Annotated in this window: 13 protein-coding genes; all 13 read left to right on the top strand. The window is 68.5% G+C overall.

Annotated features, from left to right (window positions below):
- Window positions 1-2: 2 nt before the first annotated feature.
- Window positions 3-554 (top strand): NuoB/complex I 20 kDa subunit family protein, encoded by a 552-nt coding sequence (locus V5E28_RS25375; RefSeq protein WP_336209714.1) that lies wholly within the window; start codon window positions 3-5, stop codon window positions 552-554.
- Window positions 551-1,252 (top strand): NADH-quinone oxidoreductase subunit C, encoded by a 702-nt coding sequence (locus tag V5E28_RS25370; protein ID WP_442945865.1) that lies wholly within the window; start codon window positions 551-553, stop codon window positions 1,250-1,252. The genes V5E28_RS25375 and V5E28_RS25370 overlap by 4 nt, the downstream gene beginning before the upstream one ends.
- A gap of 46 nt (window positions 1,253-1,298) precedes the next feature.
- Window positions 1,299-2,624 (top strand): NADH-quinone oxidoreductase subunit D, encoded by a 1,326-nt coding sequence (locus V5E28_RS25365; RefSeq protein WP_336209712.1) that lies wholly within the window; start codon window positions 1,299-1,301, stop codon window positions 2,622-2,624.
- Window positions 2,621-3,277 (top strand): NADH-quinone oxidoreductase subunit NuoE, encoded by a 657-nt coding sequence (gene nuoE, locus V5E28_RS25360; RefSeq protein ID WP_336209710.1) that lies wholly within the window; start codon window positions 2,621-2,623, stop codon window positions 3,275-3,277. The genes V5E28_RS25365 and nuoE overlap by 4 nt, the downstream gene beginning before the upstream one ends.
- On the top strand, window positions 3,274-4,563 hold the full coding sequence (gene nuoF, locus V5E28_RS25355; RefSeq protein WP_336209709.1) for an NADH-quinone oxidoreductase subunit NuoF: 1,290 nt from the start codon (window positions 3,274-3,276) through the stop codon (window positions 4,561-4,563). The genes nuoE and nuoF overlap by 4 nt, the downstream gene beginning before the upstream one ends.
- Window positions 4,560-6,947: an NADH-quinone oxidoreductase subunit G gene (locus tag V5E28_RS25350; RefSeq protein WP_336209708.1), complete on the top strand. Its 2,388-nt coding sequence runs from the start codon at window positions 4,560-4,562 to the stop codon at window positions 6,945-6,947. Before nuoF ends, V5E28_RS25350 begins: the two co-directional genes overlap by 4 nt.
- The gene (gene nuoH, locus V5E28_RS25345) at window positions 6,944-8,260 is read left to right on the top strand and encodes an NADH-quinone oxidoreductase subunit NuoH (RefSeq protein WP_336209707.1); all 1,317 of its coding nucleotides are present in this window, start codon (window positions 6,944-6,946) and stop codon (window positions 8,258-8,260) included. Before V5E28_RS25350 ends, nuoH begins: the two co-directional genes overlap by 4 nt.
- On the top strand, window positions 8,247-8,762 hold the full coding sequence (gene nuoI / locus V5E28_RS25340; RefSeq protein ID WP_336209705.1) for an NADH-quinone oxidoreductase subunit NuoI: 516 nt from the start codon (window positions 8,247-8,249) through the stop codon (window positions 8,760-8,762). The genes nuoH and nuoI overlap by 14 nt, the downstream gene beginning before the upstream one ends.
- A complete protein-coding gene (locus tag V5E28_RS25335; protein ID WP_336209704.1) occupies window positions 8,755-9,513 on the top strand; it encodes an NADH-quinone oxidoreductase subunit J in 759 nt (252 codons plus the stop codon). Before nuoI ends, V5E28_RS25335 begins: the two co-directional genes overlap by 8 nt.
- Window positions 9,510-9,806, top strand: coding sequence for an NADH-quinone oxidoreductase subunit NuoK (gene nuoK / locus V5E28_RS25330; protein WP_336209703.1), 297 nt, complete (start codon window positions 9,510-9,512; stop codon window positions 9,804-9,806). The genes V5E28_RS25335 and nuoK overlap by 4 nt, the downstream gene beginning before the upstream one ends.
- Window positions 9,807-9,879: 73 nt before the next feature.
- Entirely contained in the window at window positions 9,880-11,721 is a 1,842-nt protein-coding gene (gene nuoL / locus V5E28_RS25325) for an NADH-quinone oxidoreductase subunit L (RefSeq protein WP_336209839.1), read from the top strand.
- On the top strand, window positions 11,721-13,286 hold the full coding sequence (locus tag V5E28_RS25320; RefSeq protein WP_336209702.1) for an NADH-quinone oxidoreductase subunit M: 1,566 nt from the start codon (window positions 11,721-11,723) through the stop codon (window positions 13,284-13,286). The genes nuoL and V5E28_RS25320 overlap by 1 nt, the downstream gene beginning before the upstream one ends.
- Window positions 13,283-14,869, top strand: a complete 1,587-nt coding sequence (nuoN, locus tag V5E28_RS25315) for an NADH-quinone oxidoreductase subunit NuoN (RefSeq protein WP_336209701.1) — start codon at window positions 13,283-13,285, stop codon at window positions 14,867-14,869. The genes V5E28_RS25320 and nuoN overlap by 4 nt, the downstream gene beginning before the upstream one ends.
- Window positions 14,870-14,880: the final 11 nt, after the last annotated feature.

The following is a 14,880-nucleotide window of genomic DNA, read 5'->3' as shown; positions in this document are numbered from 1 at the left end:
AAATGGGACTTGAAGAGAAACTCCCCAGCGGGTTCATCCTCAGCACGGTCGAGCAGGCCGCGGGCTGGGCGCGCAAGAACTCCGTATGGCCGGCCACGTTCGGGCTCGCCTGTTGCGCCATCGAGCTCATGGCCACCGGTGGCCCCCACTACGACCTGGCGCGCTTCGGCATGGAGCGCGCTTCGGCGTCTCCCCGCCAGGCCGACCTGATGATCGTCGCCGGCCGCGTGTCGCAGAAGATGGCTCCCGTCCTGCGGCAGATCTACGACCAGATGGCCGAGCCCAAGTGGGTCATCTCCATGGGCGTGTGCGCCTCCAGTGGCGGCATGTTCAACAACTACGCGATCGTGCAGGGCGTCGACCACATCGTGCCGGTGGACATCTATCTGCCCGGCTGCCCGCCGCGGCCGGAGATGCTGATCGACTCGATCGTCAAGCTACACGACAAGATCCAGAACATGAAGTTCGGCGCGCACCGGGCCAAGCAGATCGAGGAGCTCGAGCTGCAGGCGCTGCGCACGCTGCCGCTGATCGACCAAGGGGCCGCAAAGTGACCTCCCCAGACAACCTCCCCGAGGTCCCCGACGGCGCCGAGGTCCCCGACGTCGCGCTGACCCCCGCCGAGCCGCCCGTCGCCCGGCAGGGCATGTTCGGGGTCCAGGACTCCGGCGACACCTCCGGCTACGGCGGCCTCGTGGTCCGCCGGGCGCCGCAGCTGTCCACCCCGCGCCCGTACGGCGGCTACTTCGACGAGATCGTGGACCTTCTCGGCCTCGACGACGCCATCGAGCGCGTGGTCGTGGACCGGGGCGAGCTCACCCTGCACGTCAGGCGCGAGCGGCTGGTGGAGGTCTGCCAGAAGCTGCGTGACGACCCCGCGCTGCGCTTCGAGCTCTCGCTCGGCGTCACCGGCGTCCACTACCCGCACCTGACGGGTGAGGAGCTGCACTCGGTCATCCACCTGTGCTCCATCACCCACAACCGGCGCGTGCGCGTCGAGGCGAGCTGCCCCGACGCCGACCCGCACATCCCGTCGACCGTCGGCGTCTACCCGGGCCACGACTGGCACGAGCGGGAGGCGTTCGACTTCTTCGGGATCGTCTACGACGGCCATCCGGGGCTGACCCGGATCATGATGCCGGACGACTGGGACGGCCACCCGCAGCGCAAGGACTACCCGCTGGGCGGCATCCCGGTGGAGTACCGCGGCGCGACGGTTCCCTCACCGGACCAGAGGAGGTCCTACGCGTGAGTGAGCATGTCGAGCTGAGCGTTGACGAGCGAAGCGAGGATCACACATGAGCACCGCCTACGACGAGGCGACCGAGGGCAAGGTCTACTCGGTCACCGGCGCCGACTGGGACGAGGTCGTCAACGGGGTCCGCGACTCCGACGACGAGCGCCTGGTCGTGAACATGGGCCCGCAGCACCCGTCCACGCACGGCGTGCTGCGGCTGGTCCTGACCCTCGACGGTGAGACGGTCACCGAGGCGCGCAGCGTCATCGGCTACCTGCACACCGGCATCGAGAAGAACATGGAGTACCGGACGTGGACCCAGGGGACCACGTTCGTCACTCGCATGGACTACCTGTCGCCGATCTTCAACGAGACGGCCTACTGCCTCGGCGTCGAGAAGCTGCTCGGCATCGAGGACCGGGTGCCCGACCGGGCGCAGGCCATCCGCGTGATGATGATGGAGCTCAACCGGATCGCCTCGCACCTGGTGGCGATGGGCACGTTCGGCATGGAGCTGGGCGCGACCACGCCGTTCCTGTTCGGCTACCGCGACCGCGAGCTGATCATGGACCTGTTCGAGTACATCACCGGCCTGCGCATGAACCACGCCTACGTGCGGCCGGGCGGCGTGAGCGTCGACCTGCCCGCGGGCACGGTCGACAAGGTCGGCGAGTTCCTCAAGGAGATGCCCAAGCGGATCAAGGACATCCGCAAGCTCCTCGACGAGAACCCCGTGTACCTGCGCCGCACCAAGGACGTCGCCTACCTCGACCTGACCGGCTGCATGGCGCTCGGCATCACCGGGCCGATCCTGCGGGCCGCGGGCCTGCCGTGGGACCTGCGCAAGTCGCAGCCCTACTGCGGCTACGAGAACTACGAGTTCGAGGTGGCGACCGAGCGCGGCAGCGACGTCTTCTCCCGCTACCTGGTGCGCATGAGGGAGATGGAAGAGTCCCTGAAGATCATCGAGCAGGCGCTGGACCGCATCGCCGGTCCGCTCAAGGGCGACCCGGTGATGATCGAGGACAAGAAGATCGGCTGGCCCGCGCAGCTCGCGCTCGGCCCTGACGGCTTCGGCAACTCTCCCGACCACATCGCGCACATCATGGGCAGCTCGATGGAGGCCCTCATCCACCACTTCAAGCTGGTGACCGAGGGCTTCAGGGTGCCGGCCGGCCAGGTCTACGTGCCGATCGAGTCGCCCAAGGGCGAGCTCGGCGCGCACATCGTCAGCGACGGCGGCACCCGGCCCTACCGCGTCCACTTCCGCGAGCCGTCATTCACGAACCTGCAGGGCTTCCCCGCCATGGCGGAGGGCGGCCAGGTCGCCGACGTGATCGCCGCGGTGGCATCTATCGACCCCGTCATGGGAGGTGTGGACCGGTGACCTACGCACCGGAAGTCCGTGAGCGTCTCGAACGGGACGCCAAGGAGATCATCGGCCGCTACCCGAAGACGCGGTCGGCGCTGCTGCCGCTGCTGCACCTGGTGCAGTCGGAGGACGGCTACGTCTCCGACGACGGGCAGGAATTCTGCGCGCAGATGCTCGGCCTGAGCAAGGCGGAGGTCGTCGGCGTGTCGACCTTCTACACCATGTACAAGCGCAGGCCGGCCGGCGACTATCACGTCGGCGTCTGCATCAACGCGCTCTGCGCCGTCATGGGCGGCGACGAGATCTGGGAGCAGCTCTCCGAGCACGTCGGGGTCGGCCACGAGGAGACCACCTCCGACGGCAAGATCTCGCTGGAGCGCCTGGAGTGCAACGCGGCCTGCGACTTCGCCCCGGTCATGATGGTCAACTGGGAGTTCTTCGACAACCAGACGCCCGACTCGGCCAAGCAGCTCGTCGACGACCTGCGTGACGGCAAGGACGTGCTGCCCACGCGCGGCCCGAAGAAGCTCTGCTCGTTCAAGGATGCCTCGCGCGTGCTCGCCGGCCTGCCCGACGAACTGGCGGGCGACGGCCCCTCGGCGGCCGGGCCCTCGCTGGAGGGCCTCAAGGTCGCCAAGGCCAACGGATGGAAGGCCCCGGAGGCATGACCACCACTCTCACCCCGGTCCTGACCGCTAACTGGGACCAGCCCAACTCCTTCACCCTCGACGGCTACGGGCCCTACGAGGCGGCCAGGAAGGCGCTGGGCATGGACCCGGACGCCGTCATCCAGGCCGTCAAGGACTCGGGTCTGCGCGGCCGCGGCGGCGCGGGCTTCCCCACCGGCATGAAGTGGGGATTCATCCCCCAGGGCGACGGCAAGCCGCACTACCTCGTGGTCAACGCCGACGAGTCGGAGCCGGGCACCTGCAAGGACATCCCGCTCATGATGGCCAACCCGCACTCGCTGATCGAGGGCGTCATCATCACGGCCTTCGCCATCCGGGCCAACCACGCCTTCATCTACGTACGCGGCGAGGTGCTGCACGTCATCCGGCGGCTGCACGCGGCCGTGCGGGAGGCGTACGAGAAGGGCTATCTGGGCACCGACGTCTTCGGCTCCGGCTACGACCTGGAGCTCGTCGTGCACAGCGGCGCCGGCGCGTACATCTGCGGCGAGGAGACGGCGCTGCTCGACTCGCTGGAGGGCTTCAGAGGTCAACCGCGGCTCAAGCCCCCGTTCCCGGCCGTGGCGGGCCTGTACGCCTCGCCTACTGTTGTGAACAACGTGGAATCTGTGGCCAGTGTTCCCAGCATCATCGCCAACGGCGCCGACTGGTTCGCCGGGATGGGCACCGAGAAGTCCAAGGGCTTCGGCATCTTCTCGCTGAGCGGCCACGTCACCAGGCCCGGCCAGTACGAGGCGCCGCTCGGGATCACGCTCCGGGAGCTGCTCGACATGGCGGGCGGGGTCCGCGCGGGACACCAGATCAAGTTCTGGACCCCCGGCGGCTCGTCCACCCCGATCTTCACCGACGAGCACCTGGACGTGCCGCTCGACTTCGAGGCGGTGGGCGCCAAGGGCTCCATGCTCGGCACCCGCGCGCTGCAGATCTTCGACGAGACCACCTGCGTGGTCCGCACGGTGCTGCGCTGGACGGAGTTCTACGCCCACGAGTCGTGCGGCAAGTGCACGCCCTGCCGTGAGGGCACCTACTGGCTCAAGCAGGTGCTCAAGCGCCTGGAGGCCGGCCAGGGCACCGAGGACGACCTGTCCACGATCACCGACATCGCGGACAACATCCTGGGCCGCTCGTTCTGCGCCCTCGGTGACGGCGCGACCAGCCCGATCCACTCCTCGGTGAAGTACTTCCGCGCCGAATACCTCAAGCACTTCGAGATCGGCGGCTGCCCGTTCGACGCGAAGAAGTCCACTCTGTGGGGTGACCAGTGACGACGACCGCTGTAGAGACCAGCCTGGTGACCCTGACGATCGACGGGTTCCAGGTCAGCGTCCCCAAGGGCACTCTGATCATCAGGGCGGCCGAGCTGCTCGGCATCCAGATCCCCAGGTTCTGCGACCACCCGCTGCTCGACCCGGCGGCCAACTGCCGCCAGTGCCTCGTCGACATCCCCGACGCCGGCAACGGCCGCGGCTTCCCCAAGCCGCAGCCGTCCTGCGCGATCGAGGTCGCCGAGGGCATGGTGGTGCAGACCCAGCTCACCTCGCCGGTCGCCGAGAAGGCGCAGCGCGCGGCGATGGAGTTCCTGCTGCTCAACCACCCGCTGGACTGCCCGGTCTGCGACAAGGGCGGCGAGTGCCCCCTGCAGAACCAGGCCATGTCCAACGGACAGGGCGAGTCGAGGTTCCAGGAGCAGAAGCGCACCTTCCCCAAGCCGCTGCCCCTGTCGACGCAGGTGCTGCTCGACCGCGAGCGCTGCGTGCAGTGCGCGCGCTGCATCCGCTTCTCCGACCAGATCGCCGGTGACCCGTTCATCGAGTTCTTCGAGCGCGGCGCCAAGGAGCAGGTGGGCGTGGCCGACGGGGTCCCGTTCCAGTCCTACTTCTCCGGCAACACGGTGCAGATCTGCCCGGTCGGCGCGCTGACCGGCGCCGCCTACCGGTTCCGGGCCCGCCCGTTCGACCTGGTGTCCACGCCCAGCGCGTGCGAGCACTGCGCCTCCGGCTGCAGCCTGCGCACCGATCACCGGCGTGGCCGGGTCACCCGCCGCCTGGCGGGCAACGACCCTCAGGTCAACGAGGAGTGGAACTGCGACAAGGGCCGCTGGGCGTTCACCTACGCCACGCAGCCCGACCGGCTCAAGACGCCGCTGGTCCGCAACGAGGACGGCGTGCTGGAGCCGGCCTCCTGGCCTGAGGCGCTCAGCGCTGCCGCCCAGGGCCTGGCCGCCGCCCGCGGCAGGGCCGGCGTGCTGGTCGGCGGCCGGGTCACGGTCGAGGACGCCTACGCCTACGCCAAGTTCGCCAGGGTCGCACTCGGCGGCAACGACATCGACTTCCGCGCCAGGCCGCACTCAGCCGAGGAAGCACGCTTCCTGGCCCACGCGGTCGCCGGCAAGGGCATCGAGATCTCCTACGCCGACCTGGAGAGCGCGCCCGCGGTCCTGCTCGTCGGGTTCGAGCCCGAGGAGGAGTCGCCCATCGTCTTCCTGCGCCTGCGTAAGGCGTGGATGAAGCGGGGACTCAAGGTGTCCGCGATCGCGCCGTTCGCCGCGCCGGGCCTGGCGAAGATGGGCGCCACGCTCATCCGCACCGCGCCGGGCGGGGAGGCCGACGCGATCGGCGACCTGGTGGGCTCGCTGGCCGAGGGCACGATCGTGCTCGCCGGCGAGCGGCTGGCCACCGTCCCCGGCGCCCTGTCCGCCCTGGTGCGGCTGAGCGCCGCGTCGGGCGCCAGGATCGCCTGGATCCCGCGCAGGGCCGGTGAGCGCGGCGCCCTGGAGGCGGGCGCGCTGCCCAACCTGCTGCCGATCGGCCGCCCGGTCGACGACGAGAGCGCCAGGGCGGAGGTCGCCAGGGTGTGGAACGTGGCCTCGCTGCCCGCCACCCCGGGCCGCGACACCGCGGGCATCCTCGCCGCCGCCCGCGACGGCGAGCTCGACGCGCTGGTCGTGGCCGGGGTCGACCCCTACGACCTGGCCGACCCCGTGGCGGCGCTGGACGCGATGGAGCACACCCCGTTCATCGTCAGCCTGGAGACCCGCGCCAGCGCCGTCACCGACCGGGCCGACGTGGTCCTGCCGGTGGCCACGGTGCAGGAGAAGGGCGGCACGTTCGTCAACTGGGAGGGCAGGGGCCGCTCGTTCGAGGCGCCGCTCAGGGTGCCCGGGCTGCAGAGCGACCTCGCCGTGATCGGCAGCCTGGCCGACCGGATGGACGTCCACCTGGGCCTGCCCGACGCCAAGGCCGCGCGGCGCGAGCTGTCGGCCATCGGAGCCTGGCGCGGCAGCCGCGTCGCCGCTCCGAGCACGGCCACCCGCTCGCAGGCCGCTCCGGCCGTCGGCGAGGCCCTGCTGGCGAGCTGGCACCTGCTCCTCGACGACGGCCGCCTGCAGGACGGCGAGCCGTACCTCGCGGGCACCGCCCGCCTTGCCGAGGCGCTGGTCTCGGAGGGCACCGCAGCGGAGATCGGCGTCGTGGACGGCGACAAGATCGTCGTCGGCGGCCCCGGGCCGCTCGCCGTCACGCTGCCCGTCCGCATCGCCGACCTGCCGGACCGGGTGGTCTGGGTGCCGTCGAACTCGGGCGGCTGCTCGGTCACGCGCGATCTCGGCGCGGTGGCCGGCGACATCGTCACGATCGGGAGCGCCTCATGACCCTCGTTCTCGCGGCCGATCCGACCCTCGCCGACTTCGGCAAGGACCCGCTCTGGATCACCATCATCAAGGCCGTGATGCTGTTCGTCATCCTGATGCTGGGCGTGCTGTTCGGCGTCTGGTTCGAGCGCAAGCTCATCTCCAGGATGCAGAACCGCTACGGCCCCAACCGGGCCGGCAAGTTCGGCCTGCTGCAGTCCGTCGCGGACGGCATCAAGATGGGCCTGAAGGAGGACCTCTTCCCGCGGACCGTGGACAAGATCCTCTACCTGCTGGCGCCGATCATCATGGTGGTGCCGGCCTTCCTGGCCTTCTCCATCGTGCCGTTCGGGCCGATGGTCAACCTGTTCGGCGTGCAGACGCCGCTGCAGTTGGTGGACCTGCCGGTGGCGGTGCTGTTCATGCTGGCCATGGGCGCCATCTCGGTCTACGGCGTGGTGCTCGCCGGCTGGTCGTCGCGCTCGCCGTACGCGCTGCTCGGCGGTCTGCGGTCGGCGGCGCAGGTGGTCTCGTACGAGATCGCGATGGGCCTGTCGTTCGTGGCCATCTTCCTGTTCGCCGGGACGCTGTCCACCTCGGAGATCGTCGCGGCGCAGGAGCAGACCTGGTTCGTGGTGCTGCTGCTCCCGTCGTTCCTGGTCTACGTGGTCTGCATGTTCGGCGAGGCCGCGCGCATCCCGTTCGACCTGCCCGAGGGCGAGGGCGAGCTGGTCGGCGGCTTCCAGACCGAATACTCCTCGTCGCTGAAGTTCGCCCTGATCATGATGGGCGAGTATCTGCACACGTTCACCGCCTCCGGCATCGCCGTCACGCTGTTCCTCGGCGGCTGGCGGGCTCCCTACCCCATCTCGCTGTGGGAGGGCGCCAACCAGGGCTGGTGGCCGGTGCTCTGGTTCCTCATCAAGTTCGTGCTGACGTTCAGCTTCATCGTGTGGGTGCGCGCGTCTCTGCCGCGCGTGCGCTACGACCAGCTGATGTCGCTGGGCTGGAAGGTCCTGATCCCGGTCAACCTGGCGTGGATCCTGCTCGTCGCAGCGGTGCGCAACGTCCTGTTCGTCAACGCCGGGACGTTCGAGGGTGACCTGTACGTCTCCGCGGGACTCGGAGTAATCATCGTCGTCGGGGCGCTGGCCATCTGGATGCGGTTCGACACCGTGAGCCAGCGGCGTAAGGAAGCCATGAAGGCGGAGGTCGAAGCCGAGTTCGAGGAGCTGTCCAACGAGCCCGCGGCCGGCGGCTTCCCTGTGCCGCCGCTCGATCTGCCTCATTACCACGGGGTGCAGCACAAGGAGATTCCCAGTGGGACTAACTGATTGGCTGAACCCCGTCAAGGGCTTCGGGGTCACCTTCCATACGATGTTCAAGAAGCCCGTCACGATCAACTACCCGGAGGAGAAGAGGCCGACCGCGCCTCGCTTCCACGGGCGGCACCAGCTCAACCGCTGGCCTGACGGGCTGGAGAAGTGCATCGGGTGCGAGCTCTGCGCCTGGGCGTGTCCGGCCGACGCGATCTTCGTCGAAGGCGCGGACAACACCGACGAGGAGCGCTTCTCGCCGGGCGAGCGCTACGGACGCACCTACCAGATCAACTATCTGCGGTGCATCCTGTGCGGCCTGTGCATCGAGGCCTGCCCGACCCGGGCGCTCACCATGACCAACGAGTACGAGCTCGCCGACAGCAGCCGCGAGAGCCTCATCTTCACCAAGGAGATGCTCCTCGCGCCGCTGACCCAGGGCATGGAGCAGCCTCCGCACCCGATGCGGCTCGGCGAGACCGAAGAGGACTACTACCGGCTGGGACGGACCAATGGGTGAGACCATCACTTTCTGGGTGCTCGCCGTGGTCTCCGTCGGTGCGGCACTCGGCATGGTCTTCAGCCGGAAGGCCGTCTACTCGGCGCTGATGCTCGGCACCGTGATGCTCTGCCTCGCGGTCCTGTACGCCGTGCAGGAAGCTCCCTTCCTGGCCGCCGTGCAGATCATCGTCTACACCGGCGCCGTCATGATGCTCTTCCTGTTCGTGCTCATGCTGGTCGGCGTTGACTCCTCCGACTCGCTCGTCGAGACGCTCAGGGGACAGCGGTTCTGGGCCGTGATCGCCGGCCTCGGCTTCGCGGCGCTGATCGTGCTGGCCGTCGGCAACGCGGTCTTCTCCAGCCAGGCGGGCCTGGCCGCGGCCACGGCGCAGGGCGGCTACATCCGCTCGATCGCCCTGCTGCTGTTCACCAAGTACGTCTTCGCGTTCGAGATCACCTCGGCGCTGCTCATCACCGCCGCGCTCGGCGCGATGGTGCTGGCGCACCGGGAGCGCTTCGCGAAGAAGGCCACGCAGAAGGATTTGGCCCGCGCCAGGTTCCTGGGCGACCACCCGTCGCCACTGCCCGGCCCCGGCACCTATGCCCGCAACAACGCCATCGACATGCCGGCGCTGCTGCCGGACGGCTCGGTCGCCGAGACCTCGGTCAACCGCTACATCGCGCGGTACGACGTCGAGCGGGGGCACCTCCCCGAGGATTCCAAGCTCGCCGAGGCCATCAAGCACAGGGCCGAGGAGGAGTCCAAGTGACCACGCAATACCTCATCCTGTCTGGCCTGCTGTTCGCGATCGGCGCGATCGGCGTGCTGATCAGGCGCAACGCGATCGTGGTGTTCATGTGCGTCGAGCTCATGCTCAACGCCTGCAACCTCGCGTTCGTCACCTTCGCCAGGCAGGTGGGCAACCTCGAAGGTCAGATCATCGCGTTCTTCGTGATGGTGGTGGCCGCGGCCGAGGTCGTGGTCGGCCTGGCAATCATCGTGACGATCTTCCGAACCCGCAGGTCCGCGTCGGTAGACGACGCCAACCTGCTGAAGTACTAAGAGGTGACTGGTGGAATCTCCTGCTGAGATCATCCAGCACACCGCTGGTGGCGTTATCGGGGTGTCCTGGCTGATGATCGCCTTCCCTTTGCTGGGGGCGTTCATCCTGCTGGTGTTCAACCGCTACACCAACCGGTGGGGCCATCTGCTGGGCGTGGCCATGTCCCTCGCCTCGTTCGTCGTGGCGGTGCTGGCGTTCGTCGAGCTGCTCGGACTCGGGGAGGATCAGCGTCGCCAGGCCGTCCGCCTGTACGAGTTCATCCCGGGCATGGTGGACATGGGCCTGCTGGTCGACCCGTTGTCGATCAGTTTCGCGCTGCTGATCACGGGTGTGGGATCGCTGATCCACATCTACTCGATCGGCTACATGGCGCACGACCCGGACCGGCGCAGGTTCTTCGCCTACCTGAACCTGTTCGTCGCCGCGATGCTCCTGCTGGTGCTGGCCGACAACTACGTCGGGCTGTTCATCGGCTGGGAGGGCGTGGGTCTGGCCTCCTACCTGCTCATCGGCTTCTGGCAGTACAAGCCGTCGGCGGCCGTCGCCGCCAAGAAGGCGTTCGTCGTCAACCGTGTGGGTGACTTCGGGCTGCTGATCGGCATGTTCATCATCTGGACCACGTTCGGCACGCTCGCCTTCAAGGACCTCAACACCGAGGTGGGCGCCTCCAACGGCACGCTCACCGCGATCGGCCTGCTGCTCCTGCTCGGCGCGTGCGGCAAGTCGGCCCAGCTCCCGCTGCAGTCCTGGTTGCTGGACGCGATGGAGGGCCCGACCCCGGTCTCCGCCCTCATCCACGCCGCGACCATGGTCACCGCCGGCGTCTACCTGGTGGTCCGCTCCGGCGCGTTCTTCTTCCCTGAGGGATCGCCGCAGGCGCTGGCCGTCGCGATCGTCGGCGCGGCCACGCTGCTCGCCGGTGCGATCATCGGTTGTGCCAAGGACGACATCAAGAAGGGCCTGGCGGGCTCCACGATGTCGCAGATCGGCTACATGATGCTGGGCGCGGGCCTCGGCCCCGTGGGTTACGCCTTCGCGATCGGTCACCTGATCACGCACGGCTTCTTCAAGGCCGACATGTTCCTCGGCGCAGGTTCGGTCATGCACGGCATGAACGACGAGGTGAACATGCGCAAGTACGGCGGGCTGCGCAAGTACATGCCCGTCACCTTCACCACGTTCTTCATCGGCTACCTGGCGATCATCGGTTTCCCGCTGCTGTCCGGCTACTTCACCAAGGACGGCATCATCGAGACCGCGATCCACCACCAGCCGGTGCTCGGCTGGCTGGCCGTGCTCGGCGCCGGAATCACCGGCTTCTACATGTCGCGGATGGTCTTCATGACCTTCTTCGGCGAGAAGCGCTGGGACAAGGACGTGCATCCGCACGAGTCTCCGGCCGTCATGACCTGGCCGCTGATCATCCTGTCGATCGGCTCCGTCTTCCTCGGCGGCTACCTGATCCTGAGCAACAGGCTCCTGCTGTGGCTCGCCCCCGCGGTCGGCCGCCCCGAGGCCCTGCCGGAGTTCCACTTCGTGAGCACTCCCGGCCTGGCCACGCTCGCGCTGGTCGCCGTCGGCGCGGGCTTCGCCTGGATGAGGTACGGCCGGGCTCCGGTGCCCGCCGTGGCGCCGCGCGGCTCGTTCCTCACCACGTTCGCCCGGCGTGACCTGTACGGCGACGCGCTCAACGAGTCGCTGCTCATGCGCCCCGGCCAGTGGCTGACCCGCTTCGCGGTCTACTTCGACAACCGCGGCGTCGACGGGCTGGTCAACGGCCTGGCCGCGGGCATCGGCGGGAGCTCAGGGCGCCTCCGGCGGCTCCAGACGGGCTTCGCCAGAACGTACGCGCTGTCCATCCTGATCGGTGCCGCCCTGGTGACCGGCGCCCTGCTCCTCGTTGGGAACATCTGATGTCGGCACTCTGGCTCCCGATCATCATGGCGGTGCCCGCGCTGGGCGCCATCGTGGTGGCCCTGCTTCCGAAGGGCAGCGACAAGCTGGCCAAGCAGGTCACGCTGGCGGTCTCGCTCGCGGTACTGGCGCTGACGCTGGTGATGGCGTTCCAGTTCCCCGGCGCACCTGGTGACAGGTTCAAGTTCGAGGCCGTCTACGACTGGATCCCGAGCTTCGGGGTGCACTTCGGAGTCGGCGTCGACGGCATCGCGCTGGTGCTGATCGCCCTGTCGGCGGTGCTGGTGCCGATCGTGGTGCTCGCTTCCTGGCACGACGCCGACGGCGTCAAGACCGCCGACGGCACCGTGGTCGCGCCCAAGCGCTCGGTGAAGACGTACTTCTCGCTGCTGCTCGTGCTCGAGGCGATGATGATCGGCGTCTTCGCGGCGACCGACGTCTTCCTGTTCTACGTCTTCTTCGAAGCCATGCTGATCCCGATGTACTTCATGATCGGGTCGTACGGCGGCGCCCAGCGGTCCTACGCGGCCGTGAAGTTCCTGCTGTACTCCCTCTTCGGCGGCCTGCTCATGCTGGTCGCGGTCATCGGGCTGTACGTGGTCGCGGGCAAGCAGACGTTCATGTTCCCCGAGCTCGTCGGGGCCATCCAGGACCCCGCCACGCAGAAGTGGCTGTTCGCCGGCTTCTTCATCGCCTTCGCCATCAAGGCGCCGCTCTGGCCGGTGCACACCTGGCTGCCCGACGCGGCCGCGCAGGCGCCCGCCGGCGCCGCCGTGCTGCTCGTGGGCGTGCTCGACAAGGTCGGCACGTTCGGGATGCTCCGCTTCTGCCTGGAGCTGTTCCCCGACGCGGCCAAGACGTTCACGATGCCGATCGTGGTGCTGGCGGTCATCAGCATCATCTACGGCGCGATCGTGGCCATCGGGCAGACCGACATGAAGCGCCTGATCGCCTACACGTCGATCTCGCACTTCGGCTTCATCGTGCTGGGCGTGTTCGCCATGTCGCAGGTCTCGCAGGCCGGCGCCGCCCTCTACATGGTCAACCACGGCTTCGCCACCGGCGCGCTGTTCCTGGCGGCCGGGTTCCTCATCGCCAGGCGCGGCTCTCCGCACATCGCCGACTACGGGGGCGTGCAGAAGGTCGCCCCGGTGCTCGCCGGCTACTTCCTGATCGCCGGTCTGGCCGGGCTCTCGCTGCCGGGGCTGTCGTCGTTCGTCAGCGAGTTCATGGTGATGATCGGCGCCTACTCCAGCCCGGCGTTCGGCTCGGGGACGTTCACCGTGGCGGTGATCATCTCCGCGGTGGCGGTGATCCTGGCCGCCGTCTACATCCTGTGGATGGTGCAGCGGGTCATGAACGGGCCCACGAGCGAGCCGGTCAAGGCGTTCAAGGACCTCAACGCCCGCGAGATCTGGGTGCTGGCGCCGCTGGTCGCCCTGATCATCGGTTTCGGGTTCTTCCCCAAGCCGCTGCTCGACGTGATCAATCCCGCGGTGACCAGCACGCTGGTCAACGTGCAAGTGGACAATCCGGCTATCGCTGAGAAGGGGGCCGGTCAGTGAACGAGGTCATCCAGGCGCCGACGATCGAGTACGGCATACTCGCGCCGCTCCTGCTCGTCTTCGGCGCGGCCATCGTCGGCGTGCTCGTGGAGGCGTTCGCGCCCCGCTATCTCCGCAAGTCGATCCAGGTGCCCGTCACGCTGCTGAGCCTGGCCGGCGCGTTCGCCCTGGTCATCGTGCAGGTGGTCGCGGGTGACGTGCCGACCCAGCCGGCCGCCATGGGCGCCGTCGCGGTCGACGGGCCCGGGCTGTTCATCTGGGGCGTCATCCTCGTCCTGTCGTTCGTCTGCGTGCTGCTGATCAACGACGAGGGCCACTTCGTCGCCTCGGCGGCCTCGGTGCCCGGCAGCTCCGACGAGGAGGAGGCCGAGCGCTCCGGCGGGGCGCACACCGAGGTCTACCCCCTCGCGCTGTTCGCGGTCGGCGGCATGCTGCTCTTCCCCGCCTCGAACGACCTGCTGACAATGTTCGTCGGCCTCGAGGTCATGTCGCTGCCGCTGTACCTGCTGTGCGGCCTGGCCCGCCGTCGCCGCCTGCTGTCGCAGGAGGCGTCGATGAAGTACTTCCTGCTGGGCGCGTTCTCCTCGGCGTTCTTCCTGTACGGCACCGCCATGATCTACGGCTACGCCGGCACGGTGACCTTCGCCGGGATCAGCCAGGCCATGGCGACGGGCGCGCTGCTCGACCCGCTGCTGCTCCTCGGTTTCTCGCTGCTCGGCGTCGGCCTGCTGTTCAAGATCGGCGCCGCGCCGTTCCAGGCATGGAAGCCCGACGTCTACCAGGGTGCGCCGACGCCCATCACCGCGCTCATGGCCTCCGGCACGCTGGTCGCGGCCGTGGGCGCGCTGCTGCGGGTGTTCTGGGTGGGTCTGGGCAACCTCGACTGGAACTGGCGTCCGGTCATCTGGGTCATCGCCGCCGTCACGATGATCGTCGGTGCGGTCCTGGCGATCACCCAGACGGACATCAAGCGGATGCTCGCCTACTCCTCCATCGCGCACGCCGGCTTCCTGCTGGTGGGCGTCATGGCCACGTTCGACACGGCGGAGGGCAACTCCGTGTCGCTGCAGGCGATCCTGTTCTACCTGCTCGTCTACGGTCTCACCACCGTCGGCGCGTTCGCGGTGGTCACGCTCGTGCGCGACCCGGGCGGCGAGGCGGGTCACCTGTCGCGCTGGGCCGGGCTGGGCAAGCGCTCGCCGATCCTGGCCGGGGTCTTCGCCTTCTTCCTGCTGGCCTTCGCCGGAATCCCGCTGACCAGCGGCTTCTTCGGCAAGTACGCCGTGTTCACGGCGGCGATCGCCAGCGGTCAGCAGGCCGGTGACTCGCTGGGTGGCTGGATGACCGGACTGGTCGTGGTGGGCGTCATCGCCTCGGCGATCGCGGCGTTCTTCTACGTCCGCGTCATCGTGCTGATGTTCTTCAGTGAGCCGGCGGCCGACGGTCCGTCGATCGCGATACCCAGTGCGGGCACCGTGGCGGTCATCTCGATCGCGCTGCTGGTTACGGTAGGAGTCGGGGTGTTCCCGGAGCCCGTGCTTCAGCTCGCCCACAACGCCGCTTCCGGCCTTTTCGTCAGATAAGGGGATCTCAT

Source organism: Nonomuraea sp. LPB2021202275-12-8 (assembly GCF_037044575.1).
Lineage (GTDB): Bacteria > Actinomycetota > Actinomycetes > Streptosporangiales > Streptosporangiaceae > Nonomuraea.
The sequence above is the reverse complement of the archived record's forward strand: the minus strand, read 5'-3'. Positions and strand labels throughout refer to the sequence as shown.